Origin of the sequence: Hymenobacter nivis (assembly GCF_003149515.1) — a bacterium.
Lineage (GTDB): Bacteria > Bacteroidota > Bacteroidia > Cytophagales > Hymenobacteraceae > Hymenobacter > Hymenobacter nivis.
The window spans coordinates 879,899-901,551 of the sequence record NZ_CP029145.1 but is presented as its reverse complement, the minus strand read 5'-3'; the positions used below and the strand labels follow the sequence as shown (position 1 = coordinate 901,551).

Sequence of the window (21,653 nt, the reverse complement as noted above, 5' to 3'; positions counted from 1 at the left end):
CTCAAAATCATTATATTAAATAACGAGTTTAGCACCTTGGTTTAGACCATTGCCAAAATGTAATGCTTTGTTATCTTTGAGGGCGGTGATCTAATTTAAGATGATATTTCGATTATAATTATCGATGACTATTTTAATTCGGGCGGTGTGCATGACCAACGATTTGCTGAACGAACAGGACTTGCGCACGAGTACTCTACCCTACTATTTTAGTTGCTTTATAATGAGTTAGTTGATTGATAATCCATCGGAACACAGCATTCATGTTGGCGGTAAATACCGGGTCGGTGCTGCGGCCGGGCCGCGTGTACTGGCGCAGGGCGTTGAGGCCGTGGCGGCCAAAACTGGCGCGTTTGTAGCCGTTGTTCTTCTGGGGGATGGGTTGCACTTTTTCGTGCAGGCGGGTGCCCACGCTCACGCAAAGCGCGTAGGCCAAACTCACCAGGCCCACGAGTTTTTTGAGTTTGTCCCGGCAACGCAGGTGCGTAGCCCGCAAGGCAAAGCCTCGCCCTTTCAGGTTCTGGAAACAAGCCTCAATCGTCCAGCGCTTGCGATAGAACTGGCCCAAAAAAGCCGGGTTGGCCGTGCCGAAGAGGAAGAGGTACTCGCCCCCGGCCAAGGCCGTGACCTGCGCCCCGCCCCAAACCCCGTCGACTTGGCACACGGGCAACTGGCGGCACTGGCCTGGCCGCAGGCCCCAGTCGGCCACGGCGTGACGACGGCCTTGGGGGTCGGTGAGCAGGTGGTGCTTGGGCAGACGCATGACGAATAATATGCCCTTGTCTTTGAGGTATTTGAACCAGGCATGGCCCACAAACTCGCGGTCGCCCACCACCAGCCCCACGCGGTCGGGGCCCAGCACCCGCAGGCAAAAATCCAGCAGCGCCGTGCGGTCGGCGGTGCCGGAGTTGCCGCTGCGGTTGTCGAGCAACTCCCAGCACAAGGGCCAGTGGCAATCGCCCCGGCCCACCGTCACGAGCAGGATGTTGACCTGGCAGCGGCCGAAGTCCCACTCCGTGCGGTCGATGCACAGGCGCAGCTTGCCCGTGCCCGGCAAGAGGCCGACGAGCAACACGGCCAAGGCGACGTAATCCAGGTCGGCTTCGCGGAAAAAGTCTTGGATGCGCGTCTCGTTCGAGGCCAGTTTCACGCCGTCGTTGAGGTGCTGCGCCACCTCGCAGAATTGCACATTTCGGCTTTTAAAGAGGCCGAGCACGAAGCGGGCCACGAACTTTTTGCGGGCCAGGTTCCGCACCAGCGGGACCGAATGTAAAAGGGTCGTAATTTTGACCACGAGGCGTTGCTTCACGGGAAGGAGCGCATTTGGTAGTTGAGGAACTCCAAAGGTCGGGCCTTCCCGTTTTTATGCCCGATTTTTAGTAGGGTAGAGTAGCGCACGAGTACGCCGCAACGCTGACGTAAGGAGCAATTGATGGCTTCGACGCTGTTGGTCTGGCCCTCGCCCTTGGGACAAGGCCGGTGCTGCCAACGGGGCAGCACTTTGGCGTAAGCTTTCCACTGGTCGGTAAAATACCAGCAGTGGCGGTGGTAGCGGCGAGGCAGGGCCTGCCAAAGTTTGCGTAACGGGGCTTCACCCCGGCTGCCCAGCGCCCAGCCCACAATCCGCCGCCGGGCCCGCTCGACGGCGAGCCACAACCAGACCTTGCGCTTTTTGTGGCCCACAAAGCTCCACAATTCATCCAACTCGAGGATTTCCCATTCCTTGCGCTGCGCCTTTTTCGGGCGTAACCGGGGCAAGGGCGGGGAGGCGGCCGCCGCTTTTTTTTAGCCGCTTGGCAATGGTCATGCGTGCCACGCCCGTGATGCGGGTAATACTGCGCTGCGAATTGCGCTCGACCAGCAGGGCCTCGACTTGCGCGTACTGCACGGCTTTGGCCACGGCGGCCGGCACGAACCGCGCCTGGTAGCCGCAAGCTTTACACTGGTAGCGGGCATGGCCATTGCTGTGCCCATTGCGGCGGATATCCGCGCTGCTGCATTTCGCGCAAGTGTGAATTGTCGTGACCATAAACAATAGACCTAATTCGGAAAAGGTTACTAGGTTGTCCCGTGCGAGGCAGTCGTAGTTTTGCACATGGATTATGTGACCCTGCGCGAGAAGCCGCGCCAGTTCCTGGCGTTGACTAGCCTGCACGTGGCCGAGTTCGACGACTTGCTCATCGACTTTGCCCCGGCCTGGGAGCGCCATCACCGCTGGCACACACTCGCGGGTCAGCGGCGGCGGTTCGCCGCCCACCGCGAGCGGCCCAATGCGGTGCTGGCGGGCAGCGACGCGAAGCTGTTTTTTCTGCTCAACTACCTCAAAAACAACAGCTTGCAGCAGCATCAGGCCGCCAGCTTCGGCATTTCGCAAGCCCGCGTTAGCCAGTTGGCCGCCGGGCTGTTGCCGGTGCTCAACCACGTGCTGGCCCAGCGCGGGCTGCTGCCCGTGCGCGACGGGGGCGCGTTGGCCCAGCACCTGGCTGCCCACCCCGAGCGCGTGCTGGCCTACGACGGGGTTGAGCGCGGCGTGCCGCGTAACGCTGACTACGCAGCCCAGGCCGAGGAATATAGCGCTAAAAAAAAGCGCACCGCATGAAAAACATGACCCTGTGCGACCAGACCCAGTACGTGCATTACCTTTCCCCGACGGAGAGTGGGCGGCAGCACGACAAGAAACTGGCCGACGAGTACGCCCTGTCGCTGCCCGTCGGCAGCGTCTTGCGCCAAGACCTGGGCCTGCTGGGCCACGCCCCGGGCGGGGCGGTGGTGGAGATGCCCCACAAAAAGCCGCCCAAGCGGGAGCTGTCGTTTTCGCAGAAGTTATACAACCACTTGCTCAGCCCCTTACGGGTGGTGATTGAACACGCCCACAGTGGCATCAAACGGCTGCGTATCGTGGCCGATACAGTCCGGCTGCGCGGCGAACCCGTGCGCGACCTGGTGATGGTCGTGGCGTGCGGACTGCACAACCTGCGCGTGTGCAGCCCGCTTCGTGCCTACCTCGCGCAAGCGCCCCTGAGTCTCGGCAACTCTTCCGAATAAGGTCTAATATACGGGTGTAATTCAAAACTACGCGGTTGGTTTTTTAAACAGGTCTGTGAGCAAGTGCATTTGAGGGCTTTTCAGTGCCGAGCGTAAGTGTACGAGCCGGTCGAGTCCGCCATTGGACCAGCGCTGACCGCTTCGTTTGAGTCGGACCTGCAGCAGGGTGCGGTGGGCCGCCTCGACGGGCCCGCTACCACAGAGCAGCCCGCGTTGGCGGAACTGGTCGTAGCGCATGCGGGCCCGGTTGGTGGCCAGGTAGGCGCCGAGTTGGGCGGCCACCGGGGCGGCCAGGCCGGGCAACCCGGCCACGGCCTGTTCCACGGCCGGGCTTTGTCCGGCCCAGAGGCGGGCGCGTCGGCGGCCTGGGCGGCGGCGGCCTGGGCGGCGGCGGCGAGTGTTTCGGCCACGTGGTAGAAGTCCAGGATGTGGGTGGCGGCGGCGGTCTATTGAAGAGTGAGGTTGTAATTGTCAATCACAATCTTGATGCGAGCCGTGTGCATGCGCAAACTTTTACTAAAGGAGCAGGATTTGCGGACCAATACCCCGCAGCGCTGGCGTAAGGAGCAGTTGATAGCCTCAACAATATTGGTTTTGCCGCTGCCTTTGGGATGAGGCCGATGCTGGTGGGCGGGCAAGACCTTGGCGTAGGCTTCCCACTGGTCGGTGTGGTAGCGGCAGTGGCGTTGGTAGCGTCGCGGCAGCGCGGCCCACAAGCGCCAGGCCGTGGCGGCTCCCCGGCAACCCAGCACCCAGGCCACGATGCGGCGCGAGGCCCGTTCAACGGCCAGCCACAACCAGACTTTGCACGTGCGCCGGCCCACGAAGGTCCACATTTCGTCAAGTTCGAGGGCTTCAGGTTTCCGGCGTTGGGCCTTTTTCGTCCGGCGACGCGGCAGCCGGGGCGAGTCCAAGGCCGCTTTTTTTTATCAGCTTGGCGATGGTCATCCGTGCCACGCCGGTGGCGCGCACGATGCTACGTTGGGAGTTACGCTCGGTGAGCAAGGCTTCCACCTGCGCATACTGTGCCGCCTTGGCCACGGCCGCTGGTATAAACCGTGCCTGATACCCGCACGCCTTGCACTGGTATTTAGGCTGACCACCCTGCGTGCCATTGCGGCGGATGTGTTCACTACCACAGCGGGCACATAAGTGTTGCGTATAAACCATGCGCTAATTTACAACCTCACTCGCTAATAGACCACCGCCTGGGTGGCATGGGGGTAAGCGTCTTGTAACCAGCGGTGAATCCACTGCGCCCCGTCGGTAACAAACACTTGGTCGGCCGCCGCGTCCGGCGGCAAGACTTGCTCAAAACGCTGGGTGAAGGTGGCGAAGGGCCCGCGCTGCGCCACGTACTGCGACGGTCCCATCGTCCCGGCCGGGGCGCTCGCCGGGGCGCTCGCCGGGGCGCTCGCCGGGGCGCTGTGCTGGAAGACGCGACCCACTTTCACCTCCTGCCAGCCCGTGTCGGTGAAAAGCATCGAGCCGTCGACCATGCCATAGACCGGCCCCGGCCCGGCGCTCACCCCCGGGCAGGGCGCATCCAGGCCGGCAGCGGGTAGGGCCTGGGCGGCGGCCTGGGTGCGGCGGTAAACCTGGGTCGTGCTCACGCGGATGCCCAGCAGCGATTCGACCAGCGGCGGCACCTGGGCAAAGACGTGCTCAGCGGCCAGCAACACGAGTTTGGCCTGTAGGTAGGGGCTGGTGCGCGAGCCCAGCACCGGGGCGCTGAACGGGTTCGTTTTGGCGATGGCTACGCGCCCGAACCGGGTCTGGACACTGTTTTTTTTTGCTTGTTGGCCGGCACCGGCCCCAGCGTCTGTTCCAGCACCGAACGCCCCAGGGCTGTCCACAACTGGTCAAACTTCTCTTCCAGCGTGTAAAAATCCGGCTCCTGGCCGATAGCGCGCAACTCGTCGTATTGGGCGGCGGCCAGCGCCAGGTAGGCTTCTTTCGTCATTGGGAATAAGCAGGTAGTGAATACCCCAAGTTACCACCCCAACGCGTAGTTTTGAATTACACCCCAATATACGTAGGCCATCTTATTTTAGACCACCGCCATCTTTGAGAAAAAACGATATGAATTGCCCCGACTGTCAAAGCCGACACATTAAGAAGAACGGCCATACGCATCATGGCAAGCAAAATTATCAATGCACGAATTGTTGGCGCCAATTTGTAGCGGCAGGCCAATCGTGGTTTAACAGTACCGCTGATAAGGAATTAATAAATTAGGCGGTGGTCCAAAGCGAGATGATTTTGGTATTTCACTCAATTTATGATGTCTGAATATTCGTCCTTCCAGCTTTCCTGACGTGTTTTTAAGCTGACTTAATTAACAAACTAAAGGTCCGGTATCATCCTGCTTTGGACCACCGCCTTAAATTATTATTAGAACGCATTTCACTTTCTGGCATTTATCGCGTATGCGATGTAAGTGAGACGTGGGTGTAATTCAAATCTTCGTTTGGGGGTGCTATCTTTGACTAACACCATTCCCCGCCATGAGGATGACCAAAGCGGACTACCTGGCCCTGGCTGAAACCCGTTTCGAGGCCCTCTGCGCGTTAGCGCGCCACGCCGACTTCTACACGTTTGAGAAAGAATTTAACCAGGTCTGGACCGGCATGGGCCGGCAGGTGCTGGAGCAGACGGTCGGGCCGGTACCGGCCGACAAGCGAAAAAAAACGGTATCCACAGCCGCTACGGCAAGATTGAAGTAGCCGTTGGCCACGCCTTCAGCCGGCCCGTGCTCGGCAGCCGTACCAGCCCCTATCTGCAGGAGAAGCTGGCCCTGCTCAGCACACTGACCGTTTTTGGCCAGGTGCCCGGGTTGGTCGAGCAGTTGCTGGGCCTGCGCGTCAACCAGAGCCAGGTGTACCGGCAGTGCCAGCGCATCGCCGATGCGCTCGACGAGCAGCAACTCAGTAAAGCTAATTCGGAAGTGTGTGTTAAGTTACTGCCCGTAGGCGAGGCGTAAATTTGGCTATGGATTACCTGAGTTTGCGCGAGCGGCCCCGCCAGTTTCTGGCCCTGACCAGCCTGCGAGCGGCGGAGTTTGACGACTTGCTGACCGACTTTGCCCCGGCCTGGGAGCGCCACCACCGCTACCACACCCTGGAAGGAACCAAACGGGCGTTCCCCGCCCACCGCGAGCGGGCCAACGCCGTGCTGGCGGGCAGCGATATAAAGCTCTTTTTTCTGCTCACCTACCTCAAAAGCAACGCCTTGCAAGAGCACCAGGCCGCCAGCTTTGGCATTTCGCAAGCGCGCGTCAGCCACTTGGCTACCGCCCTGCTGGGCGTGCTCAACCAGGTGCTGGCCCGGCGCGGGCTGCTGCCCGTGCGCGACGGCGGCGAGTTGGCTCAGCGCCTGGCTAACCACCCGGAGCCGGTCTTTGCCTACGACGGGGTCGAGCGGGGCGTACCACGTAACACGGACCGGGAGGCCCAGGCCGAGGAGTACAGCGCCAAAAAAAAGCGCACCGCGTGAAAAACATGACCTTATGCGATTCCACGCAGTACGTGCATTTTCTCTCGGCTACGGAAAGCGGGCGAGCGCACGACAAAAAACTGGCCGACGAGTACGCGCTGCACCTACCGGCGGGCTGCGTGTTACGGCAGGATTTGGGCTTGCTGGGCCACGCCCCGACCGGGGTCGTGGTGGAGATGCCCCACAAGAAGCCGCCGAAGCGGGAGTTGACGTTTGCCCAAAAGCTGTATAACCAGTTGCTGAGTCCGTTGCGCGTCGTTATCGAACACGCGCACAGCGGTATCAAGCGCCTGCACATGGTGCAGGGCACTATCCGCTTGCGCGGCGAATGGGTGCGCGATACGGTCATGGTCGTGGCCTGTGGGCTGCACAACCTGCGCGTGCGCAGCCCGCACCGCGCCTATCGCGCACCTGTCCACGCGAAACTCGCTAACTACGCCGAATAAGCTTTAGTACGCCCTCCCCCACGCTGGCTGGGCAGCAAGCGCAGGCCCCGGGCCTGGTTTATGGGATGGTGGACGGCAGTATGCTCTTCACCGACCAGGGATGGCAGGAAACCAAACTCGGCCGCGTGCCCGCCGCCGTGCCCGCCGACGGACCCGCCGGGCCACAAGCTTCCGAATACGTGGCCCATCGAGGCCATTATAGCGGTTTCACGCCCCACTTTGAGCGGCGGCTGCCGCCCGATAGTGCCGCCCAAAAGGTATTTATCACCGACGGTGCCGAGTGGATTGGTAACTGGTTAGCGGCTACCTACCCCGCTGCTACCCACATTCTTGACTACTACCACGTGGTCGAAAAGCTGGCCGCCGTGGCCCGGTTGCTGCCGTAAGGCCCCGCAAGGCCCCGCGTGGCTTGAGCGCCAACAGCCACATCTGCTGGCCGACGAGAGCGAGCGGGTCGAAGCCCACGTGGCCGGGCTGCGGCAACTGCCCCAGGCCGAGCGCCAGCGCCTGGGGACCTACTGCACGCCAACCACCACCGCATGCGCTACGGCTCTTATCGGGCCGCCGGCCTGCTCATTGGCAGCGGTCCCATCGAAGCCGCCCACCGAAGTGTCCTGCAAGTACGCATGAAACGCTCCGGCCAACGCTAGGCCAACCACGGCTGCGACCATCTGCTGCGCCTGCGCACAGCCTGTAAAAGCCGAAAATTCGACCTCGTCACTCAACTACTCAAAAATAGCTAAGCGAAAGTTTGAATTACACCCATACGCGAACTACAAAGTCCGCGCTACATTGCCTTATACTCGTTCCAGCTCTTAATCTTCAAGTCCTTCATCTCCAGCGTACAAAACGCCTTAATAAACGCCTTTGCCAGCCGTGCATTCGTCAGCAAGGGCACACCGGAATCCACGGCGGTGCGGCGAATTTTGTAGTCGTTATCTAATTCGCCTTTTGATAGGTTTTTGGGGATGTTGATGACCAGGTCAATTTTCTTTTCCTTCAGGTAGGTCAGCACGTTGGGCTCCTGTAGGTCGTCGGGCCAGAAGAGCAGGTTGCTGGGGATGTTATTTTCGGCGAAGAAGCGATGGGTGCCCTTGGTGGCGTAAATCTGGTAGCCCCGCTTCACTAGCAGCCCGGTGGCAGAGAGCAGCGCCACTTTCGACTGGATGGGGCCGCCGGAAATGAGCACCGTTTTCTCGGGGATTTTGTAGCCCACGCTCAGCATCGATTTCAGCAGGGCTTCCTCGGCGGTATCGCCCAGGCAGCCCACTTCGCCGGTGCTCACCATGTCGACGCGCATCACCGGGTCGGCGCCGGGCAGGCGGGTGAAGGAGAACTGCGGGGCCTTCACGCCCACGAAGGGCAGGTCGTAGATTCGCTCGCTTTCGTCGCGCATTACTTCCTTGCCCAGCAGCACCTGAGTGGCCTTTTTGATGAGGTTGTTACCCGAGATTTTCGATACGAAGGGGTAGCTGCGCGAGGCGCGCAGGTTGCACTCAATCACGCTGATGGCCCCGTTTTTTTCCAGAAACTGGATGTTGAACGGGCCGCTGATTTCGTAGCGTTTGGCCACCTTTTCGGCAATGATTTTGAGCTTGCGGATGGTGCCCACGTACACCCGCTGGGGCGGATAGTACATGGTGGCGTCGCCGGAGTGCACGCCGGCAAACTCGACGTGCTCGGAAATGGCGTAGCTCACGATTTCGCCCTTATCGGCCACCGCGTCCAGCTCAATTTCCTTGGCTTCTTGCATGAATTCGGACACTACCACCGGATATTCGGCGCTGACTTCCCTGGCCGCTTTCAGGAATTCTTCCAGCTCGAAGGCGTTGGAAACCACATTCATGGCCGCGCCCGACAGCACGTAACTCGGTCGGATGAGCACCGGGTAGCCCACTTCCCGCACGAACCCATGCATGGTTTCCAGCGAAGTCAGCTCCTTCCAGCGGGGCTGGGCAATGCCCAGCTCGTCCATAATACTACTGAACTTGTGGCGGTTCTCGGCCTCGTCGATGTGCGCGGCCGTGGTGCCCAAAATGGGTGCGTGGGCCTCTTCGAGGCGCATGGCTAAATTGTTAGGAATCTGGCCGCCGGTGCTCAGAATCACGCCGCCGGGTTGCTCGAAATCCAGAATGTCCATCACCCGCTCGAAGCTCAGCTCCTCGAAGTAGAGCCGGTCGCTCACGTCGTAGTCGGTCGAAACGGTTTCGGGGTTGTAGTTGATGAGGATGGTTTTGTAGCCCTCCTCGGCGGCCGTTTGCACGGCCTGCACGCCGCACCAGTCAAACTCGACCGACGAGCCGATGCGGTACACGCCCGAGCCCAGCACCACGATGGACTTCGCGGTTTCGCGGGTCAGGTCGTTTTCGGTGCCGTGGTAGGTGGTGTAGAGGTAGTTGGTTTTGGCTGGGAATTCGGCGGCCAGCGTGTCAATCTGCTTCACCACGGGCAGCACGCCCAGGGCCTTGCGGCGGGCGCGTACGCGCAGCTCGTCGGCCTTCACATCACCCTCGCCCAGCAGCTGCACGGCAATCTGCTGGTCCGAGAAACCGGCTTTCTTCACCTCGCGCAATAACTTGGTTTCTAAAGAATCAAGGCCCGCAGCGCGGCCAGCGGCTAGCTGCTGGCCCAGCTCGAAAATGGTGAGCAGGCGCTGCAAAAACCAGTGGTCGATGCGCGTGAGTTGATGCACCTGCTCCAGCGTGTAGCCAGCTTCGAAGGCGCTGTTGATGGCGAAAATGCGCTCCTCGTTCGGCTCACTCAGGAGCTGGTCGATGGTATCTTTATCCACGTTGTCGGGCCGGTTGGCCACGAAGCCGCGCTTGCCGGTATCGAGCATCCGCAGGCCCTTCTGAATGGCTTCCTCGAACGTTTTGCCGATGGCCATCACCTCGCCCACGCTCTTCATGGCCGAGCCAATCTGCCGGTTCACGCCCGAGAACTTGCCCAGGTCCCAGCGCGGCAGCTTCACCACCACGTAGTCGAGGGCGGGCTCAAAAAAGGCCGAGGTGGTCTGCGTGACGCTGTTTTTCAGCTCGGCCAGCGAGTAGCCCAGGCTTAACTTGGCGGCCACGAAGGCCAGTGGGTAGCCCGTGGCTTTCGAGGCCAGCGCCGACGAGCGCGAGAGGCGGGCATTCACCTCAATCACCCGATAATCTTCGGAAAAAGGGTCGAGGGCGTACTGAATGTTGCACTCGCCGATAATGCCCAGGTGCCGGATGGTTTTGATGCCGATAGTGCGCAGCTTGTGGTACTCGCGGTTGCTGAGCGTCTGCGACGGGGCCACCACGATGCTCTCGCCGGTGTGGATGCCGATGGGATCGAAGTTCTCCATGTTACAGACCGTGATGCAGTTATCAAACTGGTCGCGCACTACTTCGTACTCCACTTCCTTCCAGCCCTTCAGCGATTCTTCCACCAGAATCTGGTCGGACGTGGTAAAGGCCTGCTGGGCCAGGGGGCGCAGCTCGTCCATGTTATTGGCGAAGCCGCTGCCCAGTCCGCCCAGCGCGAAGGCGGCCCGCACGATGATGGGGAAGCCGATGGTTTCGCCGGCGGCCAGGGCGGCGGCCATCGTGGTGCAGGCCACGCTGCGGGCCGAGAGCACGCCAATCTGGTCGAGCTTGACCTTGAAAATCTCCCGGTCCTCGGTGTCGATGATGCTCTGCACGGGCGTGCCCAGCACCTGCACGCCGTACTGCTCGAACACGCCGGCGCGGTACAGGGCCACGGCGCAGTTCAGGGCCGTCTGGCCGCCAAAGGCCACCAGAATGCCATCGGGCCGCTCCTTTTTGATGACTTCCTCCACGAAGTAGGGCGTCACGGGCAGGAAGTACACGTCGTCGGCCATACCGTCGGAGGTCTGCACGGTGGCAATGTTGGGGTTGATGAGGATGGTGCGGATGCCTTCCTCCTTCAGCGCCTTGAGGGCCTGCGAGCCCGAATAATCGAACTCCCCGGCCTCGCCAATTTTCAGGGCGCCGGAACCGAGGATGAGTACTTTGTTGGGTTTGTTCATTCTAAGGGTACTGTTCTTTTTGAGCGTCAGGCGGAGTAAGTTGAACGTCATGCTGAGCGGAGCGCAGCGGAGTCGAAGCATCTCTACCGCTTCGTTGAAGGAGTAATCAGCCTTCCCAGGTTTCTAAATCAATGGCTTGCCACGTCGGATTAAACGCGGTAATCAGTGCGTCTTTTTTGCGGCGGGTCCAGCCTTTCAATTGCTTCTCTCTTGCTATGGCCTGCGTTGCATCGGGCGCTATTTCAAAGTAGACCAGCAAATCAGCTTGATACCGTCCGGTGAATTTCGCTGCATTACCCCGGTTTTCGCTGTGTTCGTAGAGCCGTTGCGTGAGGTCATTGGTAACGCCGATATACAGAACGGTTTGGGTTTGATTAGTCAGGATGTAGACGTACATGCTGGATGATTTTGTGAATAGCTACCGCTTGCGAACTAAGGTTTTATACTCCTTATAGAAACTGTAACTTTTCACAGAATCCTCCTTAGTATAGAGAAATAAAGTGTCACCCTTAGAGCGGTTTCCAAATCACTGTACATGATATCCACAATGGTCAAACCAATTTTTGGCATCCTGTTCGGTTACCCACTCGGCGGCGGCCCGGATGGCTTCCTCCAGCAGGTCGCGGGTAGGGGCCTTGGCGGTGCGCGGCCACGTCTTGAGCTTGCTAAAAGCCAGTTCAATGGGGTTGAAATCAGGCGAATAGGGCGGCAGGTAGCGCAGCCGTGCCCCGTATTTGCGCACGATATCGTCCAGCCCGTCCACCTTATGCACGGAGAGGTTGTCGAGTACCACCACGTCGCCCGGCCGCAGGGTGGGGCCGAGCACCTGGTCGAGGTAGGCGGCAAACACGTCGCCGTTGACAGCCCCGTTGACAGCCCCGTTGACAGCCCCGTTGACAGCCCCGTTGACAGCCCCGTTGACAGCCCCGTTGACAGCCCCGTTGACAGCCCCGTTGACGCTGAGCAACGCCCCGAGCCCGTCCGGGGTCAGGGCGGCGAGGAGCGTCACGTTCGGGCCGCTGTGCAACGGCACGGCCTGGTCCAGGCGCTGGCCGGCCGGGGCCCGGCCATAGCGGCGGCAGTAGGTGAGGTTAGTGCTCGTCTCGTCCACGAATACGAAACGGGTAACATCTTCTGGCTGAATGGCTTCCAAAAACAAGCGGCGCAAGGCTACGACGCGTTCGGTGTCACGCTCGGCGGCGTGGATGCTTTTTTTTTGCGCCCCCACCCCAGGCGCTCGACGGCCCGCCACGTACTCGTGCGGCTCAGGGCCGGGCCGGCGGCGGCGGCCAAGGCGAGGCTTATTTCGGCCAGTGTCGCGTCGGGCTGCGCCACCAGACAGGCCCGCAACAGGTCCTGGCCCGCCGGGTCCAGGCGCGGCATCGGGCCGCCGCTCGCGGGCAGGGCCGCCAGCGAACCGCTCGTACGTTGACGACGCAAAAGCTTGTCCACGAAGGAGATGGAAACGCTGAATTGCGCCGCCACTTGGTAAATCCGGGCCTGCGGCGCGGCACATGCCGCCGCTACCCGTTCCCGCAAATCAATCGAATACGCTTTCATAACAGAAGGTACGTGAAATTCTGTACATTGAATTGGAAACCGCTCTAAGAGTGTAACTATCATTGTGGAATACACCGTTGCGCTTTTGAGAATCGAGTACTAATTTCCCCGGAGTCTTATGCCAAACGCCTCTATAAGTATTTATTTTCTTGGGACTACTGTGATACCAAGTTGAGTAAGTAAAAGTGGAATCATTGAACAGCGCTACAATTAGATGCGAGTGGTATGGACTTCCGCCTTCATACTTTTCCACCACATGTTTACGAAAAATCAATAGCATCAAAACGGATAAGCTCAATAGTTTCATGTTGAAATTGATGAAGAGTTGATACTATTAATTAACGGTTAGTGACGTATTCAACGAAGCGGTAGAGATGCTTCGACTTCGCTGCGCTCCGCTCAGCATGACGGCCTTTTATTTCCCCTCTTTGTAAGCAACCACCGCTTTTAAAAAATCATCAAACAGAAACTCTGTATCCTCCGGTCCGCCAGCGGCTTCGGGGTGAAACTGGGTGGAGAAAAACGGCTTGGACGTGTGCTTGATGCCTTCGCAGGTGCCGTCGTTCAGGTTCTCGAACAGCATCTGCCACTCGGCGGGAAGCGTTTCGGTATCCACCGCGAAGCCGTGGTTCTGGCTGGTGATGTAGCAGCGCTGGGTGCCGGTGAGCTTCACGGGCTGGTTATGGCTGCGGTGGCCGTATTTCAGCTTGAAGGTGTCGCCGCCCGCCGCCAGGCCCATGAGCTGGCTGCCCAGGCAGATGCCGAAAATGGGCTTGTCCTGCGCTAGGGCCTTTTGCAGGTGCCGGATGGTGGCTTCGCACATTTTGGGGTCGCCGGGGCCGTTGCTCAGGAACAGGCCGTCGTAGTCGAGGGTCGTGAAATCGTAGTCCCAGGGCACGCGAATCAGCTCCACATCCCGCTCCAGGAAGCAGCGGATGATGTTGGTTTTGGTGCCGCAATCGACCAGCACGATTTTGTGCTGGCCGCTGCCGAAGTGCTGCACACCGGGCTGGCTTACCTGCGCCACTAGGTTGTCGAGGTTGGGGTCGTGGAAGGGCACGTCGTCCTCGGCCACGATTTTGCCCAGCATCGCGCCTTTCTCGCGCAGCTTCTTGGTGAGCATGCGGGTATCGACGCCGCAGATGCCGGGGATGTTGTACTCCTTCAGCCAGTCGCCGAGGCTTTTGGCGGCGTTCCAGTGGCTGTGCTCCTCGGAGTAGTAGTTCACCACGAGCCCGGCAATGTGGATTTTGTCGGACTCGAAAATGGTCGAAATCGACTCGTAGAGCTGCTCGCCGGGCACGCCGTAGTTGCCCACCATGGGGGTGGTGAGCACCAGAATCTGGCCGGCGAAGGACGGGTCGGTGAGGTTTTCGGGGTAGCCCGTCATGGCCGTGCTGAACACGACCTCGCCGGCGGTGGAGGTGAAGGCGCCGAAGGATTCGCCTTGTATTGTGGTGCCGTCTTCTAGTGTTAGGGTTACTTGGGGCATTGTGCGGATGTTGCGCCTCACCCCCGACCCCCTCTCCGAAAAGGAGAGGGGGGGGAAACAGTGGTGCGAATAGAAATGATTAATGCTAAGGCAGTTATGTTTCGTTTAGCCCCGGCAAGCCGAGTAGACCAGCGGCGCGGCGCGCCACGGTTTTGACGCTGGCGACGTCCGGGCCGGTGATGGTCAGGTGGCCCATTTTGCGGCCTGCGCGCGCCTGCAGCTTGCCGTATAGATGCAGGTGCGTGCCCGGCAGGCCCAGCACGGTGGACCAGTCGGGCTCCTGCGGTTGGCCGTTGGCGTTAAACCACACCTCACCCAGTAGGTTGAGCATGATTGCCGGGGAATGCTGGCGCGGCTGCGGCAAGGGCAAACCCGCCATGGCGTGGACCTGCAGGTCAAACTGCGACACGTCGCAGGCGTCCAGGGTGTAGTGGCCGCTGTTGTGCGGGCGCGGGGCCATCTCGTTGACAACTAGGCCGCCGTGCGCGCTGCCGTCGTCCACCACAAAAAACTCGACGCACAGCACCCCAACGTAGCCGAGATGCTGCGCGATGGAAACAGCAGCGTCGCGGGCACTGGTGGCCAGGGCGGGCGGCATATTTCCTTCGTAAGCGTGGGTCACGGCCAAAATGCCATCGACATGCACGTTGCGCTGCGGCGCGAAGCTGACAACCCGCCCGTCCCAGCCGCGCGCCACCAGCACCGAACACTCGGCGGTTAGCGGTAGCAGCTTTTCCAGCACGCAAGCGGCGCCGCCCAACTCGGCCCATGCGGCGGCCAGCTGAACGGCGGTCTTGACGCGGACCTGGCCCTTGCCGTCGTAGCCCATGCGCGCGGTTTTCAGGATACCGGGCAGCAAATCCGCCCGGTCGGCCTGGACGGCCTGCAGCTGGGCCCGCGTTTCAATCACCGCATAGGGCGCGCAGGTCACCCCTGATAAGTTAGCGCAGGCCGCGAAGTGGGCTTTTTCCTCGATGCGGTTTTGGGCAATGCCCACCACGGCCGCGCCCGGTGCCACGGGCCGGGTCAGCGCCAGCGTTTGCAGGGCCTGGGCGGGCACGTTTTCAAACTCGGTGGTGATGGCCTGGCACAGGTGGGCCAGTTGCGCCAGCCCGGCCGGGTCGTTGTAATCGGTCTGGATATGGTAGTGACTCACCTGCCCAGCCGGGCTTTGCACGTCGGGCTCCAGCACGGCGGTGAAGTAACCCAGGCGCTGGGCGGCATGCACAAACATGCGGCCCAGCTGGCCGCCCCCCATCACCCCCAGCGTGGCCCGCTGGCCAGCGGCATCTTCACTGCCTGGGAAAATTGGCGTCATCGTGGCAACTTGACTAGTGGTGCTCATAGTGGCAGCGTCATGGCGCGAGCGGCTTCGGTTTGTTCGGCGCGAAACGCCTGCAGCTTAGTAGCCAGGCCCGCGTCATGCAAGGCCAGTATGCTGACCGCGAACAGCGCGGCATTGGCCGCCCCGGCATTGCCAATCGCAAACGTGGCCACCGGTACCCCTTTGGGCATTTGCACGATGCTGTGCAGCGAGTCTACCCCCTGCAAATGGCGACTGGCCACCGGCACCCCCAGCACGGGCAGCGTGGTTTTGGCGGCCATCATGCCCGGCAGGTGGGCGGCCCCACCCGCGCCGGCGATGATGGCCTGCAAGCCGCGCGGGCCGGCTTGTTCGGCGTAGGCAAACAAGTCGTCGGGCATGCGGTGGGCCGACACCACGCGCGCTTCGTGGGCTACGCCAAAATGCGTGAGCATCTGCACGGCATGCTGCATGGTGTCCCAGTCGCTGCTGGAGCCCATTACAACGCCGACAAGTGGCTTGGAGGTATTGGAGGTGGAAACAGTACTCATTGAAAAATATTTGGTCGTCATGCTGAGCTTGTCGAAGCATCTCTACCGCTTCGTTGGACGGCTCATATGAAGCGGTAGAGATGCTTCGACAAGCTCAGCATGACGTTCTAAAAATGGCAAAAACTTCTTCTGATTATTTAACCATCAGCGCTCCAGTAGGATTTCCGTACCTAAAATCACCAGGTCCACCCGGCCTTTCAACGTCTGGTCGAGGAAGGGCGTGTTGTGGGATTTAGATTTCATAAATTCCCGCGTGAAGGTTGTTTCCGCTTCGGTATCGAACAAGAGGCACTCGGCTTTCTGGCCGACTTCGATGGCGGCTACCGGCAGGCCCATCAGGCGGCGGGGCTCCGCCGAATAGCGTTTTACCACCACGTCCCACCCGAATTTTGCGGGCTCAACGAAGTAGTGATAGAGCGACACCAGCGCCGTGTCCAGGCCGGTGATGCCATTGGGCGCGCTGATGAAATCCTGTGCTTTTTCGTAGGGCGTGTGCGGCGCGTGGTCCGTGGCAATCAGGTCGAGTACGCCTTCAATGAGCCCTTCGAGCAGCGCATCACAATCCGCCTGCGTCCGCAGCGGCGGGTTCATTTTATAGTTCGTGTCGTAGTTCCCGATGTGCTCTTCGGTGAACAACAGATGGTGCGGAGCCACTTCCGCCGTGACCTTCACATCGCCGCGCGATTTCCACCAGCGGATGGTTTCCATCCCGAGCTTGCTGGAAACGTGCTGGATGTGAACGTGCGCGCCCGCCGCGTGGGCCAGGCGGATGTCGCGGTCGATGATGATTTCCTCCGCGCAAGCCGGCGAGCCCTTGATGCCGAGCCGGTAACTCATCACCCCTTCGTTCAGCGCGCGCGGCCCGGCAAGCTCCGGCACCTCGCAGTGGCTGGCGAAAAACATCCCAAACTCGGTGGCATACTGCATCGCCCGTAGCAGCACCGCCGGGTCGTTGGTGGTATCCCCGTCGTCGGTTAGCATTTTCACCCCGAGTTCGCGCATCCCGTCGATTTCCGCCAGTTCCTTGCCCTGGCGGTCCTTGGTGACGCAGCCGGAGGTGTAAATCGGAATGCGGGACCGGTGTTTGGCATTATCCAGCACGGTAGCCACCACCATCGCCGAGTCGATGGCCGGGCGGGTGTTGGGCATCATAACCACGCCAGTAATGCCGCCGTTGATGGCCGCTTCGCTACCCGTGGTAATGGTTTCCTTGGCCTCAAATCCCGGTGCGCGGAAATGGACGTGGGCATCAAACATGGCCGGCATCAGAATCCGACCACGCGCGTCGATGACGCGGGCGCCCTCGGGAATGGCTAGGTTGTTCCCGATGTCCTGAATTTTTCCTTCGACAATCAGGACATCGGCCTCGAGAAGCACGGGTGAATTTTCGGAGGCAATGCGGGCGTTTTGAAGGAGGAGCATGAAGGAATGATTTCTGTAAACTGGCCAGGCGTGTTGGGAGGTCCTGGCTATTAGATATGAAAAAGCTATTTAGAAAACCAAAAGAACGGTCATGCTGAGCCTGTCGAAGCATCTCTACCGCAGTAGCAAACTCAATCGAAAGGATTAGTTACGCGGTAGAGATGCTTCGACAAGCTCAGCATGACCGTTCATAGGACCGGCCGAAAGTCGGTTCTGCTCTCGGAGCATCCCCACCCGGCGTGAGCCAGTCGAGCACGGCCATTCGAATGACGATACCGTTTTCGACCTGGTTGGTGATGAGGCTGCGCTCATAGTCCATGACAGCGTCACACAGTTCGACTCCCCGGTTCACGGGACCGGGATGCATAATGTAGAGGCCGCGTTGTTGGATTTCCGCCAGCCGGTCGTTGGTGATGCCGTAGAGCCGGTGGTATTCCCGGAGGCTGGGAAAAAACTGCACGTCCTGGCGCTCCATCTGCACGCGGAGCAGGTACACGACATCGGGCGACCAAGCCATGGCCGCTTGATAGTCGGTGAAGCGGCGGATGGTTGCGGGGCCATACTTGGGCACCAGCGACCCCGGGCCGAGGTAGGCGACCTCGACGCCCAACTTTTGCAGCAGGGTACTGGTAGAGCGTGCGACGCGGGAGTGAAGAATATCGCCGATGATGAGGACTTTTTTGCCCCTGGGGTCGGGAAACTTTTCTTTGATGGTGAAGGCGTCCAGCAGAGCCTGGGTTGGGTGCTCGTGCGCCCCGTCGCCGGCATTGATAACCGACGCCTTGGTTTGGCGGGCAATCAGGCCGGGCAGGCCGGACCGACCATGGCGGACAACGATGTAGTCGGTGCGCATGGCCTGGAGCGTCTCGACCGTCTCGCGAACCGACTCGCCCTTGGTGATGGAGGAATGGGCGATGTCGAAATTCGTCACATCTGCGGAGAGGCGTTTGGCGGCGACCTCGAAGGAGGAGTGCGTCCGGGTACTGGCCTCGTAGAAAAGCATGAGTACGGACTTACCCCCGAGGGCCGGGACTTTGTTCACCGAGCGGGTGAACAGTTTTTTAAAGGACGTGGATTGGTCGAGCAGGAGCTCGATTTCCTCACGGTGAAGGGATGCGATGTCGAGCAGGTCTTTACGTGCCATACCGGAGTTGGGGAAAATAGTAGCGTGCGCCGAAAACTGCTGTTAATCGAGGTAGTCGGGGGCAAATGAACAATAAGAGGTGTTGTTAAACAAATAGGGCAAAACCTCCGACTCAGGGGTGCAGGCACCTGATTTAATGATCTAAAATTTTGTTAATCAATTAATTATGTGATGTAGCGTTATGAGCGATTGTGTAAACGACCGTTTTCGCTGACGGATTTCGACTGTCTTAAGGAACGTGTAAGACTATCTGGTTTCGATGCTCTTACACCGCGTTTACACCTTATCAAAATCGTTCAGGCCAATTGGCTTACGAGTCGGAAGTTTTACCCTATTTATTTAACAACACCCATACTTTGATGACCGCCATGCGCTTGGGGTCGGTGCTCAGGTTGCGACCGCCGGTGTGGGCCGAGGCGATGGTGGCAGCAGCTACAGTTGGGGAGAGGGTGCTGGTGTCCATGAGTTTGGGTTATGAAATATGAATTGACTGCGGGGCGGTAGCCGACGAACTCAATGGACATAAAAAAACCGTTTCGGAATCCGAAACGGTGGCGGGGCAATACCCAGAGAAAATAGCGGAAATACCAGCGGCAAAACTGGAAAAACCGACGGTAGCGAAGACCTTCCGGCCCTCCCGCGGTTCCCTGCCGAGCAGGATACCGCGCTTCATCAACTGGCTTTTTGGTTGAAGCATGATACAAAATTACGGCATCGTTATCCCCGGTAACGCATCGGTAATATTAATTTATTTTGCACTGCTTTTCTCAAATTTTATTTTTGGCCTAACGGGCTGAGCGAAGCACTCTTTGTCATTTTTTTTGCCGTAAAAAAATTATAACCCGCGTAACCAATTGCTTTGCAAGCGTAACCCACCTTAACTTTATCTCTTTATTCCGCAACCTCAGCTAGCGGGCCGCCACTTTCCGGTGGCAAGCAGCCCATGAAATACCCGGTATTTCATGGGCTGCTTCATTTTCGACCGGCGTAATTAGGGTAAGTGTAACGAACCAGCCAAAAACTGGGCGGCAAGCACGGTATGGGGTTCTCGTTAAAACGAGATACTGTTGGCGAATTGGTTTGGGGATAGAAAGGCTATTTTCGGAGGCATCTTAACCGCTTCTACTTATGAGCCTGCACCCCTACAGTACGCCTGTTCCGCTCCAAGCGCGCTACGTGACAATCGCTATCTACAGCTGCGCGACACCCTGGGCACCTTATACGACGATACTCTCTTTGCCGACCTGTTTCCAGCGCGGGGGCAAGCGGCCCAGGCCCCCTAGCAGTTGGCGCTGGTGACGCTGCTGCAATTTGCGGAAAACCTCTCCGACCGCCAAACGGCCGATGCCGTGCGCAGTCGCATTGACTGGAAGTATCTGCTGGGCTTGGAGTTGACCGATGCCGGGTTTGACTTTAGCATCCTGTCTGAATTTCGCCAGCGGTTAGTGGCCGGCAAGGCCGAAGAACGACTACTCAATCAGCTGCTGCTCTGCTGCCAGGACCACCAGTGGCTGAAAGCCGGGGGTAAACAACGAACAGACTCGACCCACGTGCTGGCCCGTGTCCGGGACATGAACCGGTTGGAGTGCGTGGGGGAGACCATGCGCTTCACCCTTAACAGCTTGGCCACGCTCCTGCCCAACTGGTTAGCCAGCCATCTCCAACCGGAGTGGGCCGCCCGGTACGGCCCCCGCACCGAGGAGTACCGCCTACCACACACCAAACCCCAGCGATTGGCCCATGCCCAGCAAGTCGGTCAGGACGGCTGCTGGCTACTGGAGCGAATAGAACAGGATGACCGGGCTGCCTGGCTGTGGCAGCTGCCGGCTATTGATATCTTGCGCCGAATCTGGCTCCAGCAGTTTCAGGTGGTGGACGGCCAACTTAACTGGCGCGTGGAGAATCAGGGAGAATTACCCCCTTCGCGCAGCTCATCAGCTCCCCCTACGATATAGAAGCCCGCTTCAGTCGCAAACGCACCACGACGTGGGGGGGGGGGCTATAAAGTCCATTTGAGTGAAACCTGCGAAACCGACCAACCGCATCTCATCACGCAGGTAGCGACCACTGTCAGCACCGAGGCGGACTCGACCACCTTGCCGCAGATTCAGTAAAGATTGGCTGACAGCTCGTTACTACCGTCTCAGCAGCTGGTCGACACCGCCTATGTGAGCGCCGAGCTGCTCGTTCAGCGTCAGGCAATCCACCAGGTGGAGTTAGTAGGGCCCGCTCGGAAAGACCAGAAATGGCAGGCTTTGGCGAGGCAGGGGTATGCAGAGGCAGATTTCCACGTGGATTGGGACGCGCCGCAAGCCACTTGTCCCCAAGGACATCCGTCACAATCCTGGATTCACACGCTGGAAAAAGGCCAGCCCCGCGTGTTTAGCAAATTCTCCTGTAAGCACTGCGGGCCCTGCCCCGTTCGCGCGCAGTGCACGCGCACGAAACGCCGAGCTATTAAGCTGCGAGCCGATGCCCCGTATCACGCCTTGCAAGCGGCCCGCGTACGAGATAGTCAGGCCGACTGGCCCCTGCGCTATAATCAGCGAGCGGGCATTGAAGGCACCCTCTCTCAAGGGGTCCGGGGCTTTGGCATGCGCCGTTCGCACTACATGGGCCTGTCCCGCGCCGGCTACACCGTGAATACGCCGCTCAGCCAGGCCTACGCCCAGCACCTGCGCGCCGAGGAAGCCAAGCTGCCCAAAACCCGCGGCCTGCTCGACCCCGCCCCGGTCATTCCCGAGATAGCGGCCGACGCCGGGGCCCTCCAGCAAGCCATGCAAGTGGCCGACGTGGCCGTGCTCACGCTGGGCCGCAGCACCGGCGAGGGCGGCGACCGCAAGGAAACCGACGATTTCACCCTTACCCCTCCTACCGAGCAGGCCCTGCTGAAACAGGTAGCTACAGCGTTTTACGCTCAAAATAAAAAGGTTATTGACGTCATCAACACCGGCGATGTGGTGGAATTGGCCAACTGGCGCGACTAGGCCGACGCCATTCTACTGGCCTGGCAGCCCGGCCAGGAAGGCGGCAATGCCCTGGCCGATGTGCTCGGCGGCAAAACCAACCCCTCGGGTAAGCTGGCCACCACCTTCCCCGTGGCCTACAAGGACGTGCCCTACAGCGCCGACTCCCCGGCAAATTACTGACCGGCGGCACCGGCACCGGCGACAACAC

General features: G+C 59.8%; 29 protein-coding genes and 1 pseudogene. 10 read left to right on the top strand and 20 right to left on the bottom strand.

The window, feature by feature from the left end; genetic code table 11:
* Positions 1-196 precede the first annotated feature (196 nt).
* From DDQ68_RS03845 to DDQ68_RS22500, 3 genes are read right to left on the bottom strand one after another with little or no spacing between them, the layout of a single operon-like run.
* Entirely contained in the window at positions 197-1,309 is a 1,113-nt protein-coding gene (locus tag DDQ68_RS03845; RefSeq protein WP_109655007.1) for a transposase, read from the bottom strand.
* Positions 1,306-1,758, bottom strand: coding sequence for an IS1 family transposase (locus DDQ68_RS03840; protein WP_109655005.1), 453 nt, complete (start codon positions 1,756-1,758; stop codon positions 1,306-1,308). Before DDQ68_RS03840 ends, DDQ68_RS03845 begins: the two co-directional genes overlap by 4 nt.
* Positions 1,697-2,095 (bottom strand): IS1/IS1595 family N-terminal zinc-binding domain-containing protein, encoded by a 399-nt coding sequence (locus DDQ68_RS22500; RefSeq protein WP_162549804.1) that lies wholly within the window; start codon positions 2,093-2,095, stop codon positions 1,697-1,699. The genes DDQ68_RS03840 and DDQ68_RS22500 overlap by 62 nt, the downstream gene beginning before the upstream one ends.
* On the opposite strand from DDQ68_RS22500, the gene DDQ68_RS03835 reads away from it, so the two are divergent.
* Both DDQ68_RS03835 and DDQ68_RS03830 read left to right on the top strand, forming a co-directional pair.
* Positions 2,096-2,599, top strand: a complete 504-nt coding sequence (locus DDQ68_RS03835) for a helix-turn-helix domain-containing protein (protein WP_109655004.1) — start codon at positions 2,096-2,098, stop codon at positions 2,597-2,599. It abuts the gene before it with no gap.
* Positions 2,596-3,045, top strand: a complete 450-nt coding sequence (locus DDQ68_RS03830) for a transposase family protein (protein ID WP_109655002.1) — start codon at positions 2,596-2,598, stop codon at positions 3,043-3,045. Before DDQ68_RS03835 ends, DDQ68_RS03830 begins: the two co-directional genes overlap by 4 nt.
* Before the next feature lie 27 nt (positions 3,046-3,072).
* Here DDQ68_RS03830 and DDQ68_RS22495 read toward each other — a convergent pair whose 3' ends face one another.
* From DDQ68_RS22495 to DDQ68_RS03810, 5 genes are all read right to left on the bottom strand, one after another.
* The gene (locus tag DDQ68_RS22495; RefSeq protein ID WP_162549803.1) at positions 3,073-3,369 is read right to left on the bottom strand and encodes a hypothetical protein; all 297 of its coding nucleotides are present in this window, start codon (positions 3,367-3,369) and stop codon (positions 3,073-3,075) included.
* A gap of 122 nt (positions 3,370-3,491) precedes the next feature.
* The gene (locus DDQ68_RS03820) at positions 3,492-3,881 is read right to left on the bottom strand and encodes an IS1 family transposase (RefSeq protein ID WP_162549802.1); all 390 of its coding nucleotides are present in this window, start codon (positions 3,879-3,881) and stop codon (positions 3,492-3,494) included.
* A gap of 19 nt (positions 3,882-3,900) precedes the next feature.
* The gene (locus DDQ68_RS22490) at positions 3,901-4,215 is read right to left on the bottom strand and encodes a transposase-like zinc-binding domain-containing protein (RefSeq protein ID WP_162549800.1); all 315 of its coding nucleotides are present in this window, start codon (positions 4,213-4,215) and stop codon (positions 3,901-3,903) included.
* Between the two features lie 23 nt (positions 4,216-4,238).
* Entirely contained in the window at positions 4,239-4,769 is a 531-nt protein-coding gene (locus DDQ68_RS03815; protein WP_109654996.1) for a hypothetical protein, read from the bottom strand.
* Between the two features lie 32 nt (positions 4,770-4,801).
* Positions 4,802-5,008 (bottom strand): hypothetical protein, encoded by a 207-nt coding sequence (locus DDQ68_RS03810; protein WP_109654994.1) that lies wholly within the window; start codon positions 5,006-5,008, stop codon positions 4,802-4,804.
* A gap of 119 nt (positions 5,009-5,127) precedes the next feature.
* Between DDQ68_RS03810 and DDQ68_RS23675 the strand changes: the two genes are divergently transcribed.
* The 6 genes from DDQ68_RS23675 to DDQ68_RS03785 all read left to right on the top strand — a co-directional run bounded on the left by DDQ68_RS23675 (position 5,128) and on the right by DDQ68_RS03785 (position 7,372).
* Complete coding sequence (locus DDQ68_RS23675) at positions 5,128-5,283, top strand: IS1/IS1595 family N-terminal zinc-binding domain-containing protein (RefSeq protein WP_438830720.1); 156 nt, start codon at positions 5,128-5,130, stop codon at positions 5,281-5,283.
* Positions 5,284-5,552: 269 nt separating this feature from the next.
* Positions 5,553-5,771, top strand: coding sequence for a hypothetical protein (locus tag DDQ68_RS03805; protein WP_162549799.1), 219 nt, complete (start codon positions 5,553-5,555; stop codon positions 5,769-5,771).
* Between the two features lie 26 nt (positions 5,772-5,797).
* Complete coding sequence (locus DDQ68_RS03800; protein WP_109654990.1) at positions 5,798-6,028, top strand: hypothetical protein; 231 nt, start codon at positions 5,798-5,800, stop codon at positions 6,026-6,028.
* Between the two features lie 8 nt (positions 6,029-6,036).
* Complete coding sequence (locus tag DDQ68_RS03795) at positions 6,037-6,540, top strand: transposase family protein (protein WP_109654390.1); 504 nt, start codon at positions 6,037-6,039, stop codon at positions 6,538-6,540.
* A 5-nt stretch (positions 6,541-6,545) separates the two neighbouring features.
* A complete protein-coding gene (locus tag DDQ68_RS03790) occupies positions 6,546-6,986 on the top strand; it encodes a transposase family protein (RefSeq protein ID WP_109654769.1) in 441 nt (146 codons plus the stop codon).
* A 65-nt stretch (positions 6,987-7,051) separates the two neighbouring features.
* The gene (locus tag DDQ68_RS03785) at positions 7,052-7,372 is read left to right on the top strand and encodes a hypothetical protein (RefSeq protein WP_109654988.1); all 321 of its coding nucleotides are present in this window, start codon (positions 7,052-7,054) and stop codon (positions 7,370-7,372) included.
* 129 nt (positions 7,373-7,501) lie between these two features.
* Here DDQ68_RS03785 and DDQ68_RS03780 read toward each other — a convergent pair whose 3' ends face one another.
* The 12 genes from DDQ68_RS03780 to DDQ68_RS22480 form a co-directional block, all read right to left on the bottom strand.
* Positions 7,502-7,711, bottom strand: coding sequence for a hypothetical protein (locus DDQ68_RS03780; RefSeq protein WP_109654986.1), 210 nt, complete (start codon positions 7,709-7,711; stop codon positions 7,502-7,504).
* A 62-nt stretch (positions 7,712-7,773) separates the two neighbouring features.
* Entirely contained in the window at positions 7,774-11,004 is a 3,231-nt protein-coding gene (gene carB / locus DDQ68_RS03775; RefSeq protein ID WP_109654980.1) for a carbamoyl-phosphate synthase (glutamine-hydrolyzing) large subunit, read from the bottom strand.
* Between the two features lie 106 nt (positions 11,005-11,110).
* A complete protein-coding gene (locus tag DDQ68_RS03770) occupies positions 11,111-11,401 on the bottom strand; it encodes a GIY-YIG nuclease family protein (RefSeq protein WP_109654978.1) in 291 nt (96 codons plus the stop codon).
* A gap of 129 nt (positions 11,402-11,530) precedes the next feature.
* Positions 11,531-12,172, bottom strand: a complete 642-nt coding sequence (locus DDQ68_RS03765) for an IS630 family transposase (protein WP_245897275.1) — start codon at positions 12,170-12,172, stop codon at positions 11,531-11,533.
* Positions 12,173-12,174: 2 nt separating this feature from the next.
* The gene (locus DDQ68_RS22485; protein WP_162549796.1) at positions 12,175-12,564 is read right to left on the bottom strand and encodes a COG3415 family protein; all 390 of its coding nucleotides are present in this window, start codon (positions 12,562-12,564) and stop codon (positions 12,175-12,177) included.
* A gap of 415 nt (positions 12,565-12,979) precedes the next feature.
* On the bottom strand, positions 12,980-14,056 hold the full coding sequence (carA, locus tag DDQ68_RS03760) for a glutamine-hydrolyzing carbamoyl-phosphate synthase small subunit (protein WP_109658306.1): 1,077 nt from the start codon (positions 14,054-14,056) through the stop codon (positions 12,980-12,982).
* Between the two features lie 94 nt (positions 14,057-14,150).
* Positions 14,151-15,374, bottom strand: coding sequence for a 5-(carboxyamino)imidazole ribonucleotide synthase (locus DDQ68_RS03755; RefSeq protein ID WP_109654975.1), 1,224 nt, complete (start codon positions 15,372-15,374; stop codon positions 14,151-14,153).
* Between the two features lie 23 nt (positions 15,375-15,397).
* Positions 15,398-15,910, bottom strand: a complete 513-nt coding sequence (gene purE / locus DDQ68_RS03750; RefSeq protein WP_109654973.1) for a 5-(carboxyamino)imidazole ribonucleotide mutase — start codon at positions 15,908-15,910, stop codon at positions 15,398-15,400.
* A 144-nt stretch (positions 15,911-16,054) separates the two neighbouring features.
* Positions 16,055-17,332: a dihydroorotase gene (locus DDQ68_RS03745; RefSeq protein WP_109654971.1), complete on the bottom strand. Its 1,278-nt coding sequence runs from the start codon at positions 17,330-17,332 to the stop codon at positions 16,055-16,057.
* Positions 17,333-17,507: 175 nt separating this feature from the next.
* Positions 17,508-18,476 carry an aspartate carbamoyltransferase catalytic subunit gene (locus DDQ68_RS03740; RefSeq protein WP_109654969.1) on the bottom strand — a complete coding sequence of 323 codons (969 nt, stop codon included), beginning with the start codon at positions 18,474-18,476 and terminating at the stop codon, positions 17,508-17,510.
* A 331-nt stretch (positions 18,477-18,807) separates the two neighbouring features.
* On the bottom strand, positions 18,808-18,939 hold the full coding sequence (locus DDQ68_RS24215; protein ID WP_281271077.1) for a hypothetical protein: 132 nt from the start codon (positions 18,937-18,939) through the stop codon (positions 18,808-18,810).
* 9 nt (positions 18,940-18,948) lie between these two features.
* Positions 18,949-19,173, bottom strand: coding sequence for a hypothetical protein (locus DDQ68_RS22480; protein WP_162549795.1), 225 nt, complete (start codon positions 19,171-19,173; stop codon positions 18,949-18,951).
* Between the two features lie 598 nt (positions 19,174-19,771).
* Here DDQ68_RS22480 and DDQ68_RS03735 point away from each other — a divergent pair.
* Both DDQ68_RS03735 and DDQ68_RS03730 read left to right on the top strand, forming a co-directional pair.
* Positions 19,772-20,431, top strand: a complete 660-nt coding sequence (locus DDQ68_RS03735) for a transposase (protein WP_162549794.1) — start codon at positions 19,772-19,774, stop codon at positions 20,429-20,431.
* Between the two features lie 213 nt (positions 20,432-20,644).
* Positions 20,645-21,625, top strand: a pseudogene (locus DDQ68_RS03730) (glycoside hydrolase family 3 C-terminal domain-containing protein).
* The last annotated feature ends 28 nt before the right edge of the window (positions 21,626-21,653 follow it).